Source organism: Stenotrophomonas sp. 57 (assembly GCF_030291075.1).
GTDB lineage: Bacteria > Pseudomonadota > Gammaproteobacteria > Xanthomonadales > Xanthomonadaceae > Stenotrophomonas.
In genome coordinates, this window is record NZ_CP127407.1 from 3,679,541 (window position 1) to 3,702,297 (window position 22,757).

Annotated in this window: 17 protein-coding genes and 1 pseudogene; 7 read left to right on the forward strand and 11 right to left on the reverse strand. The window is 66.4% G+C overall.

What is annotated here, in order from left to right:
* Nucleotides 1-13: 13 nt before the first annotated feature.
* Both QP512_RS16900 and QP512_RS16905 read right to left on the reverse strand, forming a co-directional pair.
* Nucleotides 14-2,305, reverse strand: a complete 2,292-nt coding sequence (locus QP512_RS16900) for an NADP-dependent malic enzyme (protein WP_021204353.1) — start codon at nucleotides 2,303-2,305, stop codon at nucleotides 14-16.
* A gap of 230 nt (nucleotides 2,306-2,535) precedes the next feature.
* Complete coding sequence (locus QP512_RS16905) at nucleotides 2,536-3,879, reverse strand: dicarboxylate/amino acid:cation symporter (RefSeq protein ID WP_286069815.1); 1,344 nt, start codon at nucleotides 3,877-3,879, stop codon at nucleotides 2,536-2,538.
* Nucleotides 3,880-4,212: 333 nt separating this feature from the next.
* Here QP512_RS16905 and QP512_RS16910 point away from each other — a divergent pair, with 333 nt between their 5' ends.
* Together QP512_RS16910 and QP512_RS16915 are read left to right on the forward strand one after the other, a co-directional pair.
* Nucleotides 4,213-5,379 (forward strand): porin, encoded by a 1,167-nt coding sequence (locus QP512_RS16910; RefSeq protein WP_286069816.1) that lies wholly within the window; start codon nucleotides 4,213-4,215, stop codon nucleotides 5,377-5,379.
* Nucleotides 5,380-5,445: 66 nt separating this feature from the next.
* Nucleotides 5,446-8,088 carry a PAS-domain containing protein gene (locus tag QP512_RS16915; RefSeq protein WP_286069817.1) on the forward strand — a complete coding sequence of 881 codons (2,643 nt, stop codon included), beginning with the start codon at nucleotides 5,446-5,448 and terminating at the stop codon, nucleotides 8,086-8,088.
* A gap of 184 nt (nucleotides 8,089-8,272) precedes the next feature.
* Here the strand turns inward: QP512_RS16915 and QP512_RS16920 are convergent, their stop codons facing one another.
* From QP512_RS16920 to QP512_RS16955, 8 genes and pseudogenes are all read right to left on the reverse strand, one after another.
* Nucleotides 8,273-9,133, reverse strand: a complete 861-nt coding sequence (locus QP512_RS16920) for an IS3 family transposase (protein ID WP_286069091.1) — start codon at nucleotides 9,131-9,133, stop codon at nucleotides 8,273-8,275.
* Nucleotides 9,130-9,423: a transposase gene (locus QP512_RS16925; RefSeq protein ID WP_286069090.1), complete on the reverse strand. Its 294-nt coding sequence runs from the start codon at nucleotides 9,421-9,423 to the stop codon at nucleotides 9,130-9,132. Before QP512_RS16925 ends, QP512_RS16920 begins: the two co-directional genes overlap by 4 nt.
* 437 nt (nucleotides 9,424-9,860) lie before the next feature.
* Entirely contained in the window at nucleotides 9,861-10,511 is a 651-nt protein-coding gene (locus tag QP512_RS16930) for a response regulator transcription factor (protein WP_008268765.1), read from the reverse strand.
* Nucleotides 10,480-11,163 (reverse strand): hypothetical protein, encoded by a 684-nt coding sequence (locus tag QP512_RS16935; RefSeq protein ID WP_286069818.1) that lies wholly within the window; start codon nucleotides 11,161-11,163, stop codon nucleotides 10,480-10,482. The genes QP512_RS16930 and QP512_RS16935 overlap by 32 nt, the downstream gene beginning before the upstream one ends.
* Nucleotides 11,164-11,244: 81 nt before the next feature.
* Nucleotides 11,245-12,300: an ABC transporter substrate-binding protein gene (locus QP512_RS16940; RefSeq protein ID WP_286069820.1), complete on the reverse strand. Its 1,056-nt coding sequence runs from the start codon at nucleotides 12,298-12,300 to the stop codon at nucleotides 11,245-11,247.
* Nucleotides 12,297-13,187 carry a HAMP domain-containing sensor histidine kinase gene (locus QP512_RS16945; RefSeq protein ID WP_345783121.1) on the reverse strand — a complete coding sequence of 297 codons (891 nt, stop codon included), beginning with the start codon at nucleotides 13,185-13,187 and terminating at the stop codon, nucleotides 12,297-12,299. The genes QP512_RS16940 and QP512_RS16945 overlap by 4 nt, the downstream gene beginning before the upstream one ends.
* Before the next feature lie 57 nt (nucleotides 13,188-13,244).
* Nucleotides 13,245-13,553: pseudogene (locus tag QP512_RS16950) on the reverse strand (sensor histidine kinase N-terminal domain-containing protein); the annotation flags it as partial.
* Between the two features lie 127 nt (nucleotides 13,554-13,680).
* Nucleotides 13,681-14,370, reverse strand: a complete 690-nt coding sequence (locus tag QP512_RS16955; RefSeq protein ID WP_049435331.1) for a response regulator transcription factor — start codon at nucleotides 14,368-14,370, stop codon at nucleotides 13,681-13,683.
* Between the two features lie 276 nt (nucleotides 14,371-14,646).
* Between QP512_RS16955 and QP512_RS16960 the strand changes: the two genes are divergently transcribed.
* The 5 genes from QP512_RS16960 (at nucleotide 14,647) to QP512_RS16980 (ending at nucleotide 21,010) form a co-directional block, all read left to right on the forward strand.
* Nucleotides 14,647-15,786, forward strand: a complete 1,140-nt coding sequence (locus QP512_RS16960) for a porin (protein ID WP_286072060.1) — start codon at nucleotides 14,647-14,649, stop codon at nucleotides 15,784-15,786.
* A gap of 75 nt (nucleotides 15,787-15,861) precedes the next feature.
* A complete protein-coding gene (locus QP512_RS16965) occupies nucleotides 15,862-17,190 on the forward strand; it encodes a CitMHS family transporter (RefSeq protein ID WP_088480529.1) in 1,329 nt (442 codons plus the stop codon).
* Between the two features lie 24 nt (nucleotides 17,191-17,214).
* Nucleotides 17,215-17,955, forward strand: coding sequence for an acetoacetyl-CoA reductase (gene phbB / locus QP512_RS16970; RefSeq protein WP_286069821.1), 741 nt, complete (start codon nucleotides 17,215-17,217; stop codon nucleotides 17,953-17,955).
* A 215-nt stretch (nucleotides 17,956-18,170) separates the two neighbouring features.
* Entirely contained in the window at nucleotides 18,171-18,725 is a 555-nt protein-coding gene (locus QP512_RS16975; protein WP_286069823.1) for a hypothetical protein, read from the forward strand.
* Nucleotides 18,707-21,010 carry a TonB-dependent receptor gene (locus QP512_RS16980; protein ID WP_286069824.1) on the forward strand — a complete coding sequence of 768 codons (2,304 nt, stop codon included), beginning with the start codon at nucleotides 18,707-18,709 and terminating at the stop codon, nucleotides 21,008-21,010. Before QP512_RS16975 ends, QP512_RS16980 begins: the two co-directional genes overlap by 19 nt.
* Nucleotides 21,011-21,458: 448 nt before the next feature.
* Here the strand turns inward: QP512_RS16980 and QP512_RS16985 are convergent, their stop codons facing one another.
* Nucleotides 21,459-22,712: a flavohemoglobin expression-modulating QEGLA motif protein gene (locus QP512_RS16985; RefSeq protein ID WP_286069825.1), complete on the reverse strand. Its 1,254-nt coding sequence runs from the start codon at nucleotides 22,710-22,712 to the stop codon at nucleotides 21,459-21,461.
* Nucleotides 22,713-22,757: the final 45 nt, after the last annotated feature.

The following is a 22,757-nucleotide window of genomic DNA, read 5'->3' on the forward strand; positions in this document are numbered from 1 at the left end:
CGGGAAGAAGGCCTCAGGCCTTCTTCTCCGCTTCGATCTGCTTGCGGATCTGCGCATCGACCGCGGCGATCGCGGTCATGTTCAGGATCCGGCGCGAGGTCGCGCTGGTGGTCAGGATGTGCACCGGCTTGTTCACGCCCATCAGGATCGGGCCGATCGCCACGCCGTCGGTGAACACGCGCACCAGGTTGTAGGCGATGTTGGCCGCTTCCAGATTCGGCAGCACGAACAGGTTGGCGCGGCCCTGCAGGGTCGAGCCCGGCAGCAGCTTCTGGCGCAGCGCTTCGTCCCACGCGGTGTCGCCCTGCATTTCACCGTCCACGTTCAGACGCGGGTTGCGCTTGAGCAGCAGCTCACGCACCTGGCGCATCTTCAGCGCGTCCTTCGAATCATGGCTGCCGAAGTTGGAGTGCGACAGCAGCGCCACCTTCGGCTCGATGCCGAACAGCTTCATGCGGTAGGCCGCCTGCAGGGTCGCTTCGCACAGCTGCTCGGCGGTCGGGTCTTCCTGCACGTGGGTGTCCACGAAGAAGAACACGCCCTGCTGGTTGATCACGCCGGTCATCGCCGAGGTCGAGGTGACCTTCGGCTCCAGCGGCAGCACGCTGCGCACGTAACCCAGCTTCTTGTGGAAGCGGCCGACGATGCCGGTCAGCATCGCATCGGCTTCGCCACGGGCCACCATCACCGCCGCGATCAGGGTCGGGCGCGAACGCATCAGGTTCTTCGCCGCGGCCACGGTCACGCCACGACGACCGGTCAGGCCGTGGTAGTACTGCCAGTATTCGTTGAAGCGCGGGTCGTCGTTGATGTTGGTGACTTCAACGTTCTCGCCGATCTTCAGGCGCAGGCCGAGGCGTTCGATGCGTGATTCGATCACTTCCGGGCGACCGATCAGGATCGGGTGCGCCAGGCCGTCGTCGACCACGTTCTGCACCGCCTGCAGCACCACTTCCTCTTCACCTTCGGCGTACACAACGCGCTGCTTGTCGCTGCGCGCGCGGTCGTAGACCGGCTTCATCATCAGGCTGGTGCGGTAGACGAACTGGGCCAGCTTGTCGCGGTAGGCGCCCATGTCCTCGATCGGGCGCGAGGCCACGCCCGAGTCCATCGCGGCCTGGGCCACAGCGGCCGACAGCTCCACCAGCAGGCGGCGGTCGAACGGGCGCGGGATCAGGTATTCACGGCCGAAGCTCGGGGTCTCGCCGCCGTAGGCCGAGCCCATGTCGGTGGCGGCACGGCGTGCCAGCGCGGCGATGGCGCGCACGCAGGCGATCTTCATTTCCTCGTTGATGGCGGTCGCGCCCACGTCCAGCGCACCGCGGAACAGGTACGGGAAGCACAGCACATTGTTGACCTGGTTCGGGTAGTCCGAACGGCCGGTGCCGATGATCGCGTCCGGACGCGCGGCGCGCGCCACCTCCGGCATGATTTCCGGAGTCGGGTTGGCCAGTGCGAAGATCACCGGGTCCGGCGCCATGGTCTTGACCATCTCGGCGGTCAGGATGCCCGGGGCCGACAGGCCCAGGAAGATGTCCGCGCCGTCGACGATCTCGGCCAGGGTGCGCTTGTCGGTGTCGCGCGCATAGCGCTGCTTTTCCGGATCCAGGTCGGTACGACCGGTATGGATCACGCCCTCGCGGTCGAAGGCCAGGATGTTCTCCGGCTTCAGGCCCAGCTGCACCAGCATGTTCACGCAGGAAATGCCGGCGGCGCCCATGCCCGTGGTCGCCAGCTTCACGTCCTCGATCTTCTTGCCGGTGATCGCCATGGCGTTGAGCACCGCTGCGCCGACGATGATCGCCGTGCCGTGCTGGTCGTCATGGAACACCGGGATCTTCATGCGCTCGCGCAGCTTGCGCTCGACCACAAAGCATTCCGGAGCCTTGATGTCTTCCAGGTTGATGCCGCCGAAGGTCGGCTCCAGCGAGGCGATGATGTCGACCAGCTTGTCCGGGTCGGTTTCATCCACTTCGATGTCGAACACATCGATGCCGGCGAACTTCTGGAACAGCACGCCCTTGCCTTCCATCACCGGCTTGCCGGCCAGCGCGCCGATGTTGCCCAGGCCCAGCACCGCGGTGCCGTTGGAGATCACCGCCACCAGGTTGCCGCGCGCGGTCAGCTCGCTGGCCTGCTGCGGGTCGGCCTTGATCGCTTCACAGGCGTACGCCACGCCCGGCGAATACGCCAGCGACAGGTCGCGCTGCGTCAGCATGGGCTTGGTAGCGGAAACCTTGATCTTGCCGGGCGGAGACATCCGGTGGTAATCGAGGGCGGCCTGTTTGAAATCTTCGTTGGACATCGATGTGGGTTACATGAATGGGCAGAAGGGACAGGGGATGATACCCCCGTTGGAGCGTCTGGACCTGTCGCTATCCTGTCGCAGGCATGCTGCGACCGCACAATCCTGTGCCGTATGCGACGGTACCGCGAGACCAGCTTCGGCGCCTCCCGTGACAGCCGTGGGACGCCTTGAAACGCCGCGGGGCCGTACCACTTTCGTGATCGGCCCCGCGGTACCACACACCTGTGTCAGCCCTTGGCGGGCAGAGCCTCCGGCACGGCATCGACCGGCGGCGGCAGCTCGCTCTCGCGGCCGTCCAGCGCCAGCTTCAGGCGGTCACGGTCCAGCGCGCCTTCCCAGCGCGACACCACCACCGTGGCCACCGCATTACCGATGAAGTTGGTCAGCGAGCGGCATTCGCTCATGAAGCGGTCCACGCCCAGGATCAGCGCCATGCCCGCCACCGGCACTTCCGGCACCACGGCCAGGGTGGCGGCCAGGGTGATGAAGCCGGCACCGGTGACGCCGGCCGCGCCCTTGGAGCTGAGCATGGCGACCAGCAGCAGGGCGATCTGGTGGCCCAGAGTCAGTTCGGTGTTGGTGGCCTGGGCGATGAACAGCGCGGCCAGGGTCATGTAGATGTTGGTGCCGTCCAGATTGAACGAATAGCCGGTGGGGACCACCAGGCCGACCACCGACTTGCTGCAGCCGGCGCGTTCCATCTTCTCCATCAGCGACGGCAGCGCCGATTCCGAGGACGAGGTGCCCAGCACCAGCAGCAGCTCGGCCTTCAGATAGCGGGCCAGCTTGAACACCGAGAACCCGCACAGGCGGCAGACCAGGCCCAGGATCACCGCCACGAACAGGAAGGCGGTGAGGTAGAACGAGCCCACCAGCCAGGCCAGGTTGATCAGCGAGCCGACGCCATACTTGCCGATGGTGAAGGCGATCGCGCCGAAGGCACCGATCGGGGCGGCCTTCATCAGGATGTGCACCAGCTTGAACACCGGGGCGACCAGCGCCTCCAGGAAGTTCAGCACCGGCTTGCCCTTCTCGCCCACCATCGCCAGTGCGATGCCGAACAGCACGGCCACGAACAGCACCTGCAGGATGTTGCCGTCGACGAAGGCGCTGAGCAGCGTCTTCGGGATGATGTCCATCAGGAAGCCGACCAGGGTCAGGTCATGCGACTTCTCGACGTAGCTGTGCACCGCGGTCTGGTCCAGCTCGGCCGGGTTGATGTTCATGCCGGCGCCGGGCTGCACCACGTGCGCCACGATCATGCCGACGATCAACGCCAGCGTGGAGAAGAACAGGAAGTACGCCATTGCCTTGGCAAACACGCGGCCCACCGTGCGCAGGTGGGTCATGCTGGCGATGCCGGTGACGATGGTCAGGAAGATCACCGGTGCGATGATCATCTTCACCAGATTGATGAAGGCATCGCCCAGCGGCTTCATCTTCTCACCGATCAGCGGTTCGTAGTGGCCGAGGATGGCGCCCAGGACGATCGCCACGATCACCTGGAAATACAGCTGGCGATAGATCGGCAACGGCTTTGCAGGCGCCGGGGCTGCGGACGGGATGTGCATGGCGGACTCCGGAAGGGGCGTTTTCAGGCACGTACGGACCCGGGACAGCGCGGGAACCGTTACCGTGGAAACTGATCGCAGGCCCTGTGCACGACGCGCAGCGGGTGCGACCAATGGACGCCTTTGTACGCGCCGGGCACGCCGGCGCAGATAACCTATTGGTACTAGCCCCCCGGTTCAGGTGGCGGCGATGCCTACACTGGCGACGCACCGCCCGATCCTGGGGGAGGCCGGTGGCCCAGGCTGAACGGCCGGGCGTGTCCTTGCGAAAGTTTCGGCCCCGACGGCCGTTGTTGTCCTGTCCACACGCAATCTGAGAGAGCCGCACCCAACATGCGCCCGATTCCCACCTTGCTGGCCCTGTCCCTGGCCGCCCTTCCCGCCTTCGCTTCGGCTGCGGATTTCGACAACTGGCCGACCAAGTACACCTTCGGCAACGGCACCGAACTGGCCGCCACCGCCAACATCGCCTACGACTACAACGACTTCTCCTCGGGCAGCGGCCTTGAGGACGACGACGCCGTGCGCCGCAAGGAGTTCGGTGCGACGCTGAAGAAGAAGGGCGTCTATGACGCAATGGTCTACTACGACTTCCAGTCCGACACCTGGCTGGACGTGTTCGTGCGCTTCGAGAGCAAGGCCTTCTTCGGCCGTGACGTCGGCCGCTTCCGCTTCGGCTACATGAAGACCCCGGTCGGTCTGGATGCGAACACGTCCTCGCGCGCCGGCACGTTCCTGGAGACCGCGCTGCCCGTGCAGGCCTTCTATGCCGGCCGCCGTACCGGCGTGGAATGGGTGCTGGAGCGCCCGCAGTACCTGCTGCAGGCCGGCGCCTACGGTGGCAAGGACCTGCAGGGCGACAACCCCGGCACCACCCAGGCGGTGCGTGCGGTGTGGACGCCGGTGAAGGCGCCGGGTGACGTGATCCACCTGGGCGTGGCCTATTCGCAGGAAAATCCGCGTGGCTACAGCGATGGCCGTGATGTGCACCATGAGGCCAGCGCACGCCTGCGCGCACGCCCGGAAGCTGGCCTGACCGACATCCGCTTCGTCGATTCCGGCGCGCTGGTCACCGCCGACCAGATCCGTCGCACCGGCCTGGAAGGCATCTGGATCCGCGGCCCGTTCTCGCTGCAGGCCGAAGCGCTGCAGGCCACCGTCACCCGCAAGGGCCTGCCGGATTACACCGGCAGCGGCCAGTACGCGATGGCCAGCTGGGTGCTGACCGGTGAATCGCGCCCGTACAACGCTGGTGCCGTGGCCAACATCAAGCCGGCGCACGACTACGGCGCGCTGGAACTGGTGGCCCGCTACAGCCGCCTGGACCTGGACGACGGCAGCATTCTCGGTGGCCGCCAGCACGACCTGACCCTGGGCGCGAACTGGTACCTGACCAGCCACTTCAAGTTCCAGGCCAACTACGTGAAGGTCGACGCCAGCCGCCGTGGCGTGCACAGCACGCCGGAGATCTTCGAACTGCGCGCGCAGATGCACTTCTGACCCCTTCCACGTCAGATCCCGGCGGGCGTGCATGCCACGCCCGCCGGCCCTGCGTAGACTGCCGCCATGTACTGGCTCAACCGCCATCGGATGCTGTTGCTGACCGTCCTGGTGATGGTCGGCGGCACCGTGCTGTGTGCCGTCGCCGCAGGCCACTACGCCTGGCGCCGCGCACTGGGCCAGGAAAGCAGCCAGGTACAACGCCAACTGCAGTTGTATGGCCAGGGCCTGCAACAGCGCATCGACCGCTTCGGCACGCTGCCGCAGGTGCTGGCGCTTGATCCGGACCTGCTGCATGCCCTGCGCGTACCGCCCTCGCCTGCCGAACGGCAGCGGCTGAACCTCAAGCTGCAACGCGCCAATGAGGTCACCCGGGCCTCGACCCTGACCCTGGTCGGCCACGACGGCGTGGCGGTCGCAGCGAGCAACTGGGACCAGCCGACCACCAATGTCGGCGAGAACTACAGCTACCGCCCCTATTACCGTCAGGCGCTGGCCAAGGGCCGTGGCCGCTTCTACGGCATCGGCATGACCACCGGTGTGCCCGGCTACTACCTGTCGCAGGCGATCGAGGAAGATGGCCAGCGGCTGGGCGTGGTGGTGATCAAGGTCGAGCTGTCCGCACTGGAACAGGAATGGTTGAGCAGTCCGGACGTGGTGCTGGCCAGCGACGATCACGACGTGGTCTTCCTCGCCAATCGCGACAGCTGGCGCTACCGGCTGCTGCGCCCGCTGGGCGCCGACGAGCGCCGCGAGATGCTCGATGCCCGCCAGTACGCCGACCGCGCATTGCAACCACTGCGTGCGCGTACCGAAGACGTGCTGGCCGATGGCGGCCGCATGGTGCGCCTGCTGGACCCGACGTTGCCGCAGCCGATGCTGTGGCAGAGCCTGCCGCTGCCCGCCGAAGGCTGGAACCTGCACCTGCTGCACGATGCCAGTGCAGCCACATCTGCCGGGCGCGCGGCCGCACTCACCGGCGGTGCCGCATGGCTGGCGCTGGGCTTCCTGGTGCTGTTCGTGCAGCAGCGCCGGCGCCTGGCCAAACACCGCCTGCGCAGCCGCCGCGAACTCGAAACCCTGCTCAAGCAGCATGCACAGGAACTGCGCACCGCACAGGATGGCCTGCTGCAGGCTGCAACCGACGCTGACAGCGGCCTCAGCCGCAGCCTGGCGCACCTGCCGCAGGGCGTGGTGGTGATCGACCGCGAGCTGCGGCTGGTGGCATGGAATGCGCGCTATCTGGAACTGTTCCGGTTCCCGGCAGACCTGGTTCGCGTCGGCCGGCCGATCGAGGAACTGTTCCGTTTCAATGCACGCCGTGGCCTGCTCGGTCCCGGCCCGGTGGACGAAGCCATCGAGCGTCGCCTGAACCACCTGCGCAGCGGTCGCCCGCACATGCGCGAAAGCGAGAAGGACGACGGCACGGTGCTGGAGATCCGTGGCAATCCGCTGCCCGACGGCGGTTTCGTCACCAGCTATGCCGACATCACCAGCTACAAGAACGCCGCGCGCGAACTGCGTTCGCTGGCCGATGCGCTGGAGCACCGCATCGCCGAGCGCACCCGTGACCTGGACGAAGCACGCCGTGAAGCCGAACAGGCCAACCGCTACAAGACCCGTTTCGTCGCCTCGGCCGTGCACGACCTGCTGCAGCCACTCAACGCTGCACGCATGTTCGTCTCGGTGCTGCGCGGCAAGCTGAGCGACCCGGCGCAGCAGCAGACCAGCGACCACATTGATGCCGCGCTGGCTGCGCAGGACGCCATCCTCAACAGCCTGCTGGATATCGCGCGACTGGAATCGGGCAGCCTGCCCACGCGCGTACAGGCGTTCCGGCTGGGCCCGCTGCTGCAGACGCTGGCGCGCGAGTTCGGCATCGCCGCACAGTCCCGTGGCCTGGTAGTCGACTGGGTCGATACCGCTGCGGTGGTGGTCAGCGATGAAGCGCTGTTGCGTCGCATCCTGCAGAACTTCCTGTCCAATGCCCTGCGCTACAGCGAGCGTGGTCGCGTGCTGCTTGGCTGCCGTCGCCGTGAAGGGTTGCTGTGGATCGAAGTGCACGACCAGGGCCCTGGCATTCCGGACGCGTTGCAGGGCGAAATCTTCGAGGAATTCCGCCGCCTGCACGACGGCCAGCAGCGCGGCGCCGGTCTCGGCCTGGCCATCGTCGACCGCATCGGCCGCCTGCTCGGCCATCCGATCCGGCTGCGTTCACAGCTGGGCCAGGGCAGCGTGTTCGCGGTGGGCGTGCCGTTCGGCGAGGCCAGCGCGATTCCTGCCAAGGCACCGGCGCCGGTGCTGGTGCAGGAACCGGCTGCGGACAATCCACTGCGCGGGCGCCGGGTGTGGGTGATCGATGATGATCCGCACGTCTGCGCAGCCAGCCGTGCACTGCTGGAGCGCTGGGGCTGCGAGGTGATGCTGGCCGATGGCCCGCAGGCCGCGTTGCAGCTGGCCAGTGTCGAAACGGTGCCGGAGCTGGTGCTGCTGGATGTGCGCATGGGTGATCACCACGGGCCGGTGTTGTACGAGACCTTGGCGGAGCTGTGGCGGGCGCGCCCGCCGGTAGTGCTGGTCACTGCAGAGCGCGATGCCGGGCTGCGCGAGATGGCCGCCGAGCGCGGTTGGGGAATGATGGCCAAGCCGGTGAAGCCGCCGGCGCTGCGGGCGCTGATGAGTCAGTTGCTGATCCGCCATCGCGGGTAGTTTCCAGCCAACGGCGCAGCCCCTCGTGGGTGGTGTCTGGTTGGTCGTGGAAAGCAAAAGCCGTGGGTGGACCGGTCGGGCTGGGTGCGCGGGGGGCGCCGTGAATCCGTCCCTGGAGGCTTGGCAGCCGCATCCATGCGGCTGACTGATCTGGCCCCCTGAAAACGGACGCCATGAAGCCGTTTCATGCGACAGCCGGGAGCTGCCGGGCGTAGTTGTTAGGCGAGCGATAGCCCAGCGCCGAGTGTAGCCGGGCTGGATTATAGAAGCCGTGGATGTAAGCAGCGATGGATTGGCTGGCTTGTTCCCTACTGGCGTAAGGCTCGGCAGCCTCTTCTGTCTTGAGCGTCGCAAAGAAGCTCTCGGCCACCGCGTTGTCCCAGCAATTGCCAGGCCGGCTCATGCTTTGGACCACGTCATGGGACTGCAGCAGCTGGCGAAACTGGTTCCCCCAGTACTGCCCACCACGATCTGAATGGAAGATCAGGCCGGGTCGTTGTGGATGCAGAGCCCAAGCATTGGCAAATGCTTTCACCACCAGCTCTTCAGTCAGGCGCTTGGAAACGCTGTAGCCCAGCACCTGCCGGGTCTGGACGCTGATGACCACGGCCAGATGCAGCCATCCCTGACGGGTGGGGACATACGTGATATCCCCGACCCACGCCGTCGGTCCGGTTCCGGGGGCAAATTGCCGATCCAGCAGGTTGGGGGCGAGCTGAGATGAGCCGCCGGAGGACTTGGGTCGAGATCGGCCTTTGGTCTTGCCCTGGATTCGCTCCTGGGCCATTAGCCGTGCCACGCGCTTGTGGCCGACCGGGTGATTCCTGGCTCGTAAGGCCTCGACCAGCCGACGTCGCCCATAACTGCGCTTGCTGGTCACATGAATGGCCCGAAGCTCGGTACGGAGGGCCGAATCGACATCGCACGTTTGGGCACACTGCCGGCGCAGGTAGTCATGGAATCCAGAGATAGAAACTCCAAGAACCCGACACAACAACCTAGTCGGGTAGTGAGTCCTTTGACTGGCGACGAAGGCGTACCTCACTTGGACTCTCTGGCAAAGAACGCCGCCGCTTTTTTTAGGATTTCCCGCTCCATCTTCAGATTGGCGTTCTCGGCCCGAAGGCGGCTGATCTCGCTTTCCAGATCGGTGGCCGGCCTGCGAGCCTCAGAGGTCAACGACCGGCCAGCACGGACCGCGTCAAGCCAATTTGCCAGCGTCTTGACCGACATCTCTAGCTGACGGGCCGCTGCGGCAGGCCCGAGCGACTCGGCCAACTCCACGGCTTGGTGCTTGAACTCATCGGTGTAGCTACGACGGGTGAGACGGGACATAAGGGACCTCCAAGTGCGATCAAAGTATCGCTTCTTGGCGTCCGCTGACGGGGGGCCAGATCAGACACCCCCGCGCACCCAACCCGACCAGCCTCCGACAGATTTCGGTGGCCTGCACCCACGAAGAAGAAAATAAGATCAAAAGCGGGTCGCGCGCTGCGCTTGCTCGTGTAGAGCCGAGCCCATGCTCGGCTTCGCGGATCGGCCGCAAAGCAGCCGAGCGTGGGCTCGGCTCTACAAAAGGCGGCCTGCCAGGCTGCTTTTGCTTTTGATTTTCTTTTTCTTATCCGCGGGTGACGGGCCACCGAAATCTGTCAGCGCTGCGTCCCCCGCGCACCCAACCCGACCGGCCAGGCATGGCCACGCACGGCGCAAGTCGACTAACAGTCGACTGTATCGACTCACCACCCACAAGGGGCTGCGCCGTTGGCTGGAAACTACAGCCCCGCGCCGGCGTCGCCTTCCGGCTCCAGCGCCTTCACCAGCACCGCCGCCTGTGTGCGGCTGTGGCATTCGAGCTTCTTCAGGATCGCGGTGACATGCACCTTCACCGTGTTCTCGGCCAACCCCAGCGTGTAGGCGATCTGCTTGTTGAGCAGGCCATCGGCCAGGCACAGCAGCACCCGGAACTGCTGCGGCGTCAGCTGCGCCAGGCGGCTGGCCAGCAACGCATCAGCCTCGGAACGTTCAGCGGCCATCGCCGGGAACCACAGGCCACCATCAAGTACCGCCTGCACCGCCTCGCCGATGGTCTCGGCGGGGGCCGACTTCGGGATGAAGCCAGCGGCGCCGAACTGCTGGGCGCGGCGGATCACCCGTGGATGATCGTTGGACGAGAGGATCACCACCGGAATGTCCGGATGCGAGCCGCGCACGTGCAGCAGCGCGGAAAAACCGTGTGCGCCGGGCATGGTCAGGTCGAGCAGCACCAGGTCCACATCCGGGTGCGCGTCGAGTGCTTCGGCCAATGCCTCGGCGCTGGCGACCTCGCGCACCTGCGCCAGCGGCAGGCTCTGCCGCAAGGACTGCACCACCGCCGAACGCAGCAGCGGGTGGTCATCGGCGATCAGGATGGTGTATTCGCTCATGAGGCAAGTTTGGCACGTCTCCCACCACCAAGTCGTCCTCCACCGGCTGATCAGTTTCCGGAGGACGAGAGATGGCCATGCTCGCGGTATGCGCCAACTGCTCAATGCGGACAACCACAGCGACATAGAGCAGCAGCTGCACTGCCATTGCCAGAGCCACACCGAGAGGACTTACCAAGGCTTTCATCCACTTCCCATGAACCCCTGAAATGTGATCCCTGTCCCACGCCATCTCGATCCGCCGCAACTGCTGCAGATAGTCCAGCACCATTGCCGAGTAAGCCTTCGCAGCCAGTACTTCTTGGCGACGTTCTTCGAGTATCCCCAGACGCGCCTCCGCGTATAGACGTTCTGCAGCTGGGCAGTGAACTTCAGCATCTGTCGATCCTGACTGACGTGCGATGGAACACTGTTCTGCAGATTCCATACCCGCCTTTACAAGATCCTCCTGCAAGGCTCGCTCATACCGCTCTACCCCTTCAGCCCCTTCCTGAGTCGATTGGTGGAATGACACCAGAAGAATCACGCAGTAGCCGGATACCAGCAGCGATGCGAACGCGAAAACAATGCACAGACGCCGCCAACGATGAAGCGCTGCCCAGCGTAGAAGGACATCGAACCTTCTGCCGGACTCGATGGCAATCGTGGCCAACCTGCTTGCATCCATCCTCGTTCCGCTTCAAAGGGAAGGATCATGGATATCGGCCGACAGCTCCATTCATGAAGCGATAGGTCAGCGCCCGGCCGGCTCCACGCTGCTGCGCCAGGCGTCCAGGAACTGGCGGCGCTTGAGCGCATCCAGGTACACCAGCAGGCCCGGGCCGAGCTGGATCGGGCGGCGGCTGCGGCCGGGGGCATCGTCGCCGCGCGCGTTGCCGGTCACGATCGGCATCAGCCGCGCTTCGCGCGACAGTACCTGCTGGCCGCGCGGCGACAGCAGGTAATCGAGGAAGCGCCGGGCTTCTTCCGGGTGTGGGCCGGTACGCGGGATCACTGCGGTGCGCAGTACCACCAGCGTATAGTCCTCGGGCTCGACGATGGCCAGCGGCGCGCCGGCATCGACACGCGCCTGCGCGTAGGAGCCGAGCACGTTGTAGACCAGTGACAGCTGGCCGCTGGCAACCTGGTCCAGCAGCACGCCGGTGCGTTCCTCGCGCACCACGTCGTTGTCGCCGAGTGCGCCCAGCAACGCGCCGGCGATGCTGCCGCGCTGTGCATCCTGGGTCGCCAGCAGGTAGCCGACGCTGCTGCGCTCGATGTCATAGGTGCCGACCCTGCCGCGCAGTGGCGCGCCTTCGGCACGCAGGCGGTCAAGCAGCTGGCGGCGCGTGTGCGGCACCTTCGCCGCGGCCATCGCGCGGGTGTTGTAGACCATCACCACCGGCTCGTAGCTGATGCCGAACGCCTCGTTGCGCCACTGCGCCCAGCCCGGCAGCGCAGCGGTCTGCGCCGAGCGATGCGGCAGGGCGTGGCCATCGTTGACCAGCTTGGTCTGCAGGTCCATGCCACTGGAGATCAGCAGGTCCGGCGACGCCGGCCCGGTGCGGTCATGCAGGTAACGCGCGTACAGGTCCTGGGTGATGATGTCCTCGTACACCACTTCGGTGCCGGGATGCAGGCGCTGGTAATCGGCGATCACCACCGCGAACACTTCGATATCGGTGGTGCCGTGGATGCGCAGCTGCGCCGTCGCGGCCCCCTTCGCAGGAAAACGGCGCACGTCGCCGGGCGCGGCCAATACCGGCAGGGCCAGCAGCAGGGCAACGGCAGCGACGAACAGGCGGATCATGGCGTACTCCGGGGCAGGCGGATGGTGGCGATCAGCCCCCCCTGCGGACGATTGCTCAGATCGATACGGCCGCCGTGGCTGTCGACCACGCGCTTGACGATGGCTAGGCCCAGCCCCGCGCCTCCAGACGGTGCTCCGTCGCCACGTGCGAAGCGTTCGAAGACGCGCTCGGCATCGGCGGCCGCGATCCCCGCACCGTGGTCGGCGATGGTCAGCACCGCTTGTCCGCCGTCGACGGTCAACGCGATCTGCAACGGACCGTCGCCGCCGTACTTCAGTGCGTTGTCGACCAGGTTCTTGATCGCCTCGCGCAGCAGCAGCGCGTCGCCGTGCACCTGCACCGGCTCGGCGGTCATCGCCAGTTGCACGCGCGGCGCCGGTCCGGCCTGCGGCAAGGCTTCATGCAACGCCTGGTGCACGGTATCGGCCAGGTCCACCGCGGCAAAACGCTGCAGGTGCGAACGGTGGATCACACTGGCATCGCTGAGCAGCTGGTTGAGCAGGCGGCTCATATGGGTGGCATTGCGCTCGATCGCCTGCAGGCTGCGGCGCATGTCGTCCGGATCGTCATCATCGAGCGCCAGCTGTGCCTGCGCACGCAGCGCCGCCAACGGCGTGCGCATCTGGTGCGCGGCCTCGGCCATGAACGCGCGCAGTGTCTCGTTGCTGCTGGACAGGCGCTCCATGAAGCGGTTCAACGCTGCCACCATCTGGTCCATCTCGCGCGGCACGCGCGCGTCGAGGGGCTTCAGGTCGGACGGTTCGCGGCGCGACAGCTCGCGTTCCACCCGCACCAGTGGGCGGAACGCGCGGTGCACGCCAAAGGCCACCAGCGCCAGCAGCAGGCCGGACAGCACGCCGATCGCCAGCAGTGCGCGATTGACCATGTCCTGCGCGACCGCTTCGCGCGCGCGTCGGGTCTGGCCCACCTGCACCTGCACTTCGCCCTGCGCCGACGCCGCGGCGAAGCTGCGGCCGACCACCACGAAGCGCACGGTCTCGCCGCTGTAGGTGGCATCGAACAGTTGCGGCTGCGTGCCGGGGCGACGCGGCGGTGCCGGCAGCTCGCCATAGCCGGTGATCAGGTTGCCGCGGCTGTCGGCCACGCGATAGAACACGCGGTCTTCCGGGGCCATCGCCAGCAGATCCAGCGCGGCGTAGGGCAGATCGACCTGCCACTGGCCGTCGACCAGCGCCACCGAATCGGCGATGGACAGCGCCGAAGACACCAGCAGGTGATCGTAGGAACGGTTCGCCGCGCGCTGGCCATAGTCGCGCGCGGCGAACAGCAGTGCCACCGCGAACACTGCCAGCAATGCACCGAGGTAGAGCAGCAGCGTGCGGCGCAGCGAGCCCGGTGCCGCGTTCGCAGCGCGTACGTCAGCCATCGGCGTCGGCGCTGCCATCACTGGCTTCCAGCAGGTAGCCGACGCCGCGCACGGTAGTGATGCGCAGCGGTGCGCCGGCCAGTTTCTTTCTCAGGCGACCAACATACAGCTCGATGGCATTCGGCCCAGCCTCGTCATCGAAGCCGAACAGGCCGTTGCCGATCTCGTCCTTGCCCACCACCTGGCCCAGCCGGCCGACCAGGATCTCCAGCAGCCGATATTCGCGGTTGGGCAGCTCGATCGGCTCGCCGTCGAGCGTGACCCGGTGCGCTGCGTTGTCGAACTGGAAGCCGCCGATCTGCACCACTTCGCTGGCCTGGCCACGCGCGCGCCGCAGCAGCACGCGGCAGCGCGCTTCGAATTCACGGAAATCGAACGGCTTGCCCAGGTAGTCATCTGCACCGACGTCCAGTGCCTGCACGCGGTCTTCGATGCCATCGCGCGCGGTCAGCATCAGCACCGGCGTACTGTCGCCGCGCTCGCGCATGCCGGCCAGCACGCGCAGGCCGTCGAGCTTGGGCAGGCCGATGTCCAGCACCACCAGGTCGAAGCTCTGGTAGCGCAGCACGCTGGCGGCGGCCAGGCCATCGGCCTGCCAGTCCACGGCATGCCCACTGCGACGCATGCGACGGATGATCGCATCGGCCAGATCCGGGTTGTCTTCGACCAGCAGCAGGCGCATGGGCACGACGGTGGGAGGGGAAGCGAATGCTACCGCATGGCGCCGGGTCCGCCCGCCGGTCATGGACCGGCGCTCCCGGGATACACCACATGGGTAGCGCCGGGGCGTGCCCGGCGGCCTTTTACGCTGCACCGCACAAACCGCTGACAGGACGATGACAGCTACGGCGACCCAGACTGCGGCCGCGCACCGTCCGGTGCCCACGATTGCCGCGCGCCTGGCGCGCACCTGGGAGGGTTTGTGGAATTCACGTTTGCCTGGCGGCGTCCTGCCGCCATGATGGCGCTGGCGGCCCTGTCGGCGCCGGCCTTCGCTGCCGAAGACGATCGTCCGGTCACCGCCACCCTGGGTGGCCGCCTGCACCTGGACTTCGCCACCTTCGACAACGACAACCGCGGCGCCCCGAACAAGGACGACACCGAAATCCGCCGCGCGTGGGTTGACGTGTCCGGCAAGTTCTTCGTAGTCGACTACAAGCTGGAGGCCGATTTCTCCGGCGACCGCGTCGAGGCCAAGGATGTATACCTGGCGCGCAGCTTCGGCAAGGCCGGCAAACTCACCGTCGGCCAGTTCAAGCAGTATTTCTCGCTGGATGACCGCACCAGCTCCAACTACGGCAGCTTCCTGGAGCGCGGCAACGCCGGCACCACGCTGGCACCGCTGTACCGCCTGGGCGCGTCGTGGCAGGCCAATCCGGGTGACTTCACCTGGGCGGCCAGCATCTACAGCCTGGAAAGCATCGATGCCTGGCAGGTGAAGGGCCGCGCCGCCGGTGGTCGCGTTACCTGGGCGCCCTCGCCCGCCGACGGTGACGTGCTGCACCTGGGCCTGTCGCTGGCCCGCGAGGCCTATGACAACCCCGGCGCTAACGGCGTTCCGGGCCTGAAGATCCGCCCGCGCCCGGCCGGCCACCTGTCCGACAACAGCCGCCTGACCCTGGTCGACTTCTCCACCGGCCGCGATACCGACGTCAACAAGTGGTCGCTGGAGTACGCGCAGGTGCGCGGCCCGCTCTCGTGGCAGGGCGAGTTCAGCGGCGCCACCTTCGATGACGGCGCGCAGCGTGGCGACGTGATGGCCGCCTACGGCATGGTCAGCTGGTTCGTCACCGGCGAAAGCCGCGCCTACGACCGCAAGACCGGCCGCTTCGCGCGGGTGAAGGACATCCGCCACAAGGCCGGCGCCTTCGAAGTGGCGCTGCGCTATGACCAGATGTGGGGCGCGCAGCATCTCGATGGCGCACCGGACCTGCGTCGCGGCAGCACCGAAGCGTGGACGCTGGGTGGCAACTGGTACCTGCGCGACAACCTGCGCTTCATGCTCAACCTGATCGAAAGCCGCAACCGCGACCGCCTGGCCGGGGTGACGGTGGATCGCACGCGCGCGGTCACCGGCCGCCTGCAGTACGACTTCTAAGCCCGGATTCCCGGGCATGCCGCCCGGGCCCCTTCCACTCACCCACGTCCTGTTTTCGCAAGGAGTCCGCAGATGATGCTGAGCATCCTCGGCTTTGGCATGGTCATTACGTTCATGTACTTGATCATGAGCAAGCGCCTGTCGCCGCTCGTCGCCCTGATCACCATCCCCATCCTGTTCGCGCTGATCGGCGGGTTCGGCGCCGGCATCGACGAGATGATGCTGGAGGGCATCAAGAAGATCGCGCCCACCGGCGTGATGCTGATGTTCGCCATCCTCTACTTCGGCGTGATGATCGATGCCGGCCTGTTCGATCCGCTGGTGCGGGTGATCCTGCGCTTCGTCAAGGGCGATCCGATGAAGATCGTACTCGGCACCGCGGTGCTGGCGATGCTGATCTCGCTCGATGGTGATGGCTCGACCACCTACATGATCACCGTCTCGGCGATGCTGCCGCTGTACCAGCGCCTCGGCATGAACGCGCTGAACATGACCTGCGTGACCATCCTGGCCGGCGGCGTGATGAACCTGACCCCGTGGGGCGGCCCGACCGCACGCGCGGCCACCGCGCTGCACGTGGACCCGGCCGATGTGTTCGTGCCGCTGATCCCTTCGATGGTGATCGCCTGTGCCGGCGTGCTGCTGCTGGCCTGGTACCTGGGCCTGAAGGAACGCCGCCGCCTGGGCGTGGTAACCCTGCCGCAGGGTGGCAGCTGGATGGACAACAGCGTGTCCGATGACAACAACGCGCTGCCGTCGGTGGAGGACGCCGAAGACATCAAGCGGCCGAAGCTGCTGTGGGTGAACCTGGCCCTGACCGTAGCGCTGATGACTGCGCTGATCATCGGCGTGCTGCCGATGCCGGTGCTGTTCATGGTCGGCTTCGCCATCGCGCTGGTGATCAACTACCCTAACCTGGCCGAACAGCGCCGCCGCGTGGTCAACCACGCCGGCAACGTGCTGTCGGTGGTGTCGCTGATCTTCGCTGCGGGCATCTTCACCGGCATCCTCAACAACACCGGCATGGTCGAAGCGATGTCCCACAGCTTCCTGGCCGTGATCCCGGAATCGTGGGGACCGTACCTGGCGGTGATCACCGCTGTGGCGTCGATGCCGTTCACCTTCTTCATGTCCAACGATGCCTTCTACTTCGGCGTGCTGCCGATCCTGTCCGAGGCCGCCGGCAACTACGGCATCACCCCGGTGGAAATGGCGCGTGCATCGCTGGCCGGCCAACCGGTGCATCTGCTCAGCCCGCTGGTGCCGTCCACCTACCTGCTGGTGGGCCTGGCCAAGGTCGAATTCGCCGACCACCAGAAGTTCACCCTGAAGTGGGCCATCGCCATCTCGATGCTGCTGATGATCGGCAGCCTGCTGTTCGGCCTGTATCCCCTCGCCGCCTGACCCTTTGCCAAGGAGCCTTCTGCAATGACGCTTCGAATCGCTTACGTCACCAGTGGAATGGGCAGTGTCGGCACTGCCATCTGCCAGAGCCTGGCCCGCAGCGGCCACACCGTGGTTGCCGGCTGCGCGCCGAACTCGCCGCGCAAGGCCAACTGGCTGCGCGAGCAGCGCGAACAGGGCTTCGACTTCATCGCCTCCGAAGGCAACGCGACCGACTGGGTCTCGACCAGCGCGGCGTTCGCCAAGGTCCGCGCCGAAGTCGGTGAGGTCGATGTACTGGTCAACAACTCCGGCGGCAGCCGCGACCTGCTGTTCCGGCAGATGACGGTGGAGGACTGGAACGCGGTGATCGCCTCCAACCTCAACGCACTGTTCAACCTGACCAAGCAGGTGGTCGACGGCATGGCCACGCGCGGCTGGGGCCGCATCATCAACATCGGCTCGGTCAGCGCCCACAAGGGCCAGATCGGCCAGGTGAACTACGCCACCGCCAAGGCCGCGATGCATGGCTTCAGCCGTGCGCTGGCCGCCGAAGTGGCTTCGCGCGGCGTCACCGTCAACACGCTGTCGCCAGGCTACATCGCCAGCCAGGCGATCAGCAGCTTCCCGCCGGATGTGCTGGACCGGCTGGCGGCGTCGGTGCCGGTGCGTCGCCTGGGCCGCCCCGAGGAAGTGGCCGGCCTGTGCGCCTGGCTGGCGTCGGATGAAGCCTCGTATGTGACCGGTGCCGACTACGCCGTCAATGGTGGCCTGTACATGGGCTAAGCCCTCCCCCACGGAGTGCGCCGGGGCCGGAGAACCTTCGCATGCGAGGGGGATCCGGCCCCTTTTTTCTGCCTGTACTGCGCCCGTGCTATACCGGCGACGAGCCAGGCACCGGGAGTGTGCGCATGCAGCCCTGGGGGTGGACCATCGCGATGATGCTGTTGCCCGCGCTGTGCGTGGCGGCTACCCCGGCTGCGATGCCCATGGCTGATGAGATGCAGGCCGACCGGCTGGTGGAACTGAGCCGGCGCTGGGCGGCGCCATGGCCGCGCACACCACGGCTTGCCGACCTGCATTCGGTCATTCCTGCGCCAGCGGCGGCCATCGAAACGCGCGCGGCGCCGCCGCACCTGACATTGCCTTCGATGCCGCTTTCACCGCCGCTGCGGGTCACGGCCGGCGTGGTGACGCTGCACCCGGACCATCAACGCGTGCAGTCCGTGCGCCTGGGCATCGGCGGTGCCTGCGTGACCCGCCAGCAGGTCAATCAGCGCTTCGGCCGCCCCGATCGCGTACGTCCGCCCAGTGGTCATGCGCCGGAACAGGTACTGACGCTGAGCTACGCCGAGGCTGATCGCTGGATCAGCTATCTGTTCCCCGGCGTGGATCACCGTTGCGTCTCGCAGGTGGTTCTCACGATTGCCGTGCCTCGTTCGTTGGATTTTCGTAAAGAAGGTTTCATGTTCCGTTCGCATAGTGGCCATGCACCGCGCACGCATGCCGGTGACCACCCCCAATGCAACGGACCACCATGCAGACCCGACACCTGACGATCGCCGTGGCGATCGCGCTCTCCGCCGCCGCCAGCGCACATGCCGCCACCGTGTCCGACACCGGCGCCAACGCCAGCACCGACGCCGCGCTGAGCGCGCAGACGCTGGATACCGTCTCCGTGATCGGCCAGGGCGAGACCCGCCAGGTGCAGCGCATCACCGCCGTCGACAAGCAGGTTCTGCCGCCGGGCACCAGCGGCCAGAAGATCCTCGATCGCCTGCCGGGCGTGTCGGTGCAGTCCAACGATGCCTTCGGCGCCAACGAGGAATCGCAGACCATCAGCCTGCGCGGCTTCGACAAGAGCCGCCTGGGCTATACGCTCGATGGCATTCCGCTGGGTGACAACAGCTACGGCAACTACAACGGCCTGAGCATCGCCCGCGCGATCATCGCCGAGAACCTGGCCGGCGCCGAACTGTCGCAGGGCATCGGCTCGCTGGGCGTGGCGTCGACCAGCAACCTGGGCGGCACCATCCAGTACTTCTCGATGGACCCGTCCACCGAATTCGGTGGACGGGCCAGCGTCACCGTGGGTGACAACAACCAGCGTCGCGGCTACCTGCGCGTGGATACCGGCGACATCAACGGCTTCTCGGCCTATGTCTCCGGCGTGCACCAGGACCAGGACATGTGGGCCGCGCCGTACCAGAACCAGACCACGCGCCAGTTCAATGCCAAGGCGGTGTGGAATGTCGGCGACCACCGCTTCGGTGCGTTCGTGGCCACCTCGCGCGCCAGCCAGGCCAACTACGCCTACCTGTCCAAGGACATGCTGGCACGCGGGCTGGGCTACGACTGGAACATCTATGCACCGGACTGGGACCGCGCCGTCGCTGCCGCGTACTGCGCACCGGGCACCTACAACAAGGCACGCTGCAAGTTCAGCGGCGGCGTCAACAGCATCGACGATGCCTACTACCAGAGCCGTGCGCTGCGCGACGACAACCTGTACTCGGTCGATGCCGATCTGCGCCTCGGCGAGCAGGGCCGCCTGAAGCTGCTGGCCTACCACCATGACAACCGTGGCCAGGGCCACTGGTGGGCCCCGGGCCAGCCGTCCTACCCGGGCACCGACAAAATGCTGCCGATCTCGATCCGCAGCACCAACTACACGATCAACCGCGATGGCCTGACCGCCGCGCTGTCGTGGACGGTGGGCATCCACGAGCTGGAGGCCGGGCTGTGGTACGAGCAGAACGACCATAACGTCTCCCGCAACTTCTACTACATCAGCGGCCCGTTCCTGGACGACCTGTACCTGAAGAACCCGGACCGCCTGCTGTTCAACCAGGACTTCGACATCCGCACGCGCCAGTTCTACGTGCAGGACCGCATGCGCTTCCTGGACCAGCGCCTGACCGTGGATGTCGGCATCAAGAGCCCGAACACCCGCATGCGCGCCACCGCCAAGCCTGGCGTGGAAACCAGCATCGCCTCGGGCACGCTGACCGCCAAGGAATCGGTGCTGCCGCAGGTGGGTCTGGGCTTCAAGCTCAACGCCAACAACGAGCTGTTCGCCTCGTACGCCGAGAACATCGCCGCGTTCGTCGGTGGTGGCAGCGGTGGCCCGCTGCAGGTGTCGCCGGAATCGTTTGCGGCCAGCGCCGGCCTGGAGCCGGAGAAGTCCAAGAGCCTGGAAGCCGGCTTCCGCACCTTCGGTGAGAAGTACCAGGCCTCGATCGCCGCCTACAACGTGAAGTTTGACAATCGCCTGCTGTCGCTGAACCCGTGCTCGAGCATCGAAGTCGGTACGCGTCCGGAGTGCGTGACGCGCTTCATCAACGTCGGTTCGGTGAAGAGCCACGGTGCGGAGCTGACCTTCATCCTCAAGCCGATCGACGGCCTGCAGTGGTACAACGCGCTGTCCTGGAACAAGACCACCTACGAGGATGACTACACCTCGGGCGGCGCGATCGTGCCGGTAGCCGGCAAGATCACGGTGGATACGCCGCAGCGCATGGCCTCCAGCGAGATCAGCTGGAACCGCGACGGCTTCTTCGCCAGCCTGCGTGCCAAGTACACCGGCAAGCGCTACTACACCTACACCAACGACCAGTCGGTGCCGGGCGTGACCACCTTCGACGCCGGCGCGGGCTACGACTTCGGCCCGGGCCTGGGCCTGCGCAACGTGCGGGTGTCGTTGAACGCGACCAACCTGACCAACAAGCGCTATGCGGGCCAGCTGAGTTCGTTCGCGCCGACCGATCCGAAGGGCACGCGGTATGCGATCCATGCGAGCGCGCCGCGGCAGTTGTTCATGACGGTGGCGGCGGAGTTCTAAATCAAAAGCGGGCGCTGCGGCGCATCAATACCGCAGCGGGGCGAGGTGGGACGGGCCGAGGCAGGACCCGCCGCAAGTACGTCCATGTAGGCTCGGTCGGCGCATCCATGCGCCTCACGGTCCTGCCTCGGCCCGTCCCACCTCGCTCGACAATTCCCTGCGCCGGCGCGGAGGCAATGGAAAGCAAGAGCAAAAGCAAAGAGCCGGGCATTGCCCGGCTCTTTGCTTTTCAAGCTCTTCAAGCGCAATTCCTTCGGCGCGGTGATGTGCTGCCGCCCGCGCGGGAAACTGTCTGGCGGCGGTGGCGCACCCTGGCCAGGACCGTGAGGCGCATGGATGCGCCGATCGAGCCCCCATGGATGGGTTTACGGCGTGTCCTGGCCAGGGTGCGCCACCGCCGCCCAGCGATATCAATCGAGGCGCCAGCGCATCATCCCGCCAACGCATTTCATTCCGGCGCCAGCTGGTCCATCCGTATCCGGTTGGCGAACAGCGAGAACGCCAGCATCCCGGCCAGGCCGTTCGCCCGGCTCACCCAGTGCGGCAGCCAGCGCGGCGGCTTCAGCACACCCGCTTCGAACAGCGGCGAGAACGCGATCGCATCGGCCAGGCTCATCTTGCCGGCGAACAACCAGCGGCAGACCTGCAGGCGGTCCTCGGCCAGCATGTGGCGGAAGAAGGTGTGCACGGACACCAGGCCGCGCAGATACACCGTGTCTTTGGTAAAGGCCAGGCCGCCACTCGGCGGTACCCCACGGAACACGCGCTGCGCCGAAGCGAAGCTCTCCTCGGCGTTCTGCCCGGCATCGCAGAAGTAGTGGAACACCTCGATGAAGTCGGCGCCTTCGCGGGCCATCGCGATCGCTTCGGTGCGCAGGCTGATGCGCTTCAGGCGCTCGATGTCGATGCTGCCGGTGATCTGCTCGGCAAACGTCGCCAACCCTTCCTGGGTAGCGGTCACTCGCGGCGACGACAATGCCAGGCTGGGCAGCACCTGCTGTTCCCGACCGTTCAATGCGGTCAGCGAATGCACCAGTGCTTCATGGTGGAACAGCTGCGCGCGGTCGTAGGCGCTGAAGCGCGCACTGGTGCGCAGGCGGATGCGGGTCGGGCCGGCAGCGGCCTTGGACACCAGCTCCGGATCCAGCTGCACCTGGATGATGCGCGATTCGAAGAACGCATCGAGGTCGTTCTGCAGCTGCAGCTGCAGGGCAATGGCCGAGACCGGCACCTGCTCTTCCGGCGCCAGCAGTTCGTGATCGAGTTCGGCAGCAATCTGGATGAAGTGACGCGCGGCTTCGCGCGTGCTCGGGCCATTGCCCGGCAGCGGCTGCTCGGGCGCGCCGAACAGCTGTACTGAACAGGTATCGACCGCCGCGGTTCCCAGACCTTCCAGCAGCTGCGCGGCCAGGTCCCAGCTCTGCGCCGACTGCCGCACGTAGTGGCCCAGCGGATGCGTGTCATCGCAGTCGGCGGCGATCGCGGCCAGCGCGCGGCGCTCTTCGCTGAAATCCAGTCGCGGGTAGTCCACCTTCGGCAGCACCGGTTGCCCACGTGCCACACTTTCCAGGAAAGGTGCCTGCAGCGTGGCCGGCCAGCTGGTCAGGCCGAGCAGGCGGATGCCCCCGACGGCCTCGACCAGGCGCGCGTCGAGCGCTGCATGGTGGGCCACATCACGATCCAGCGTTGCGGTCGGTTCCATGGGCGGACTATAGCGCCCTGCCGTATCCGGCGCAGTGCGCCGCCG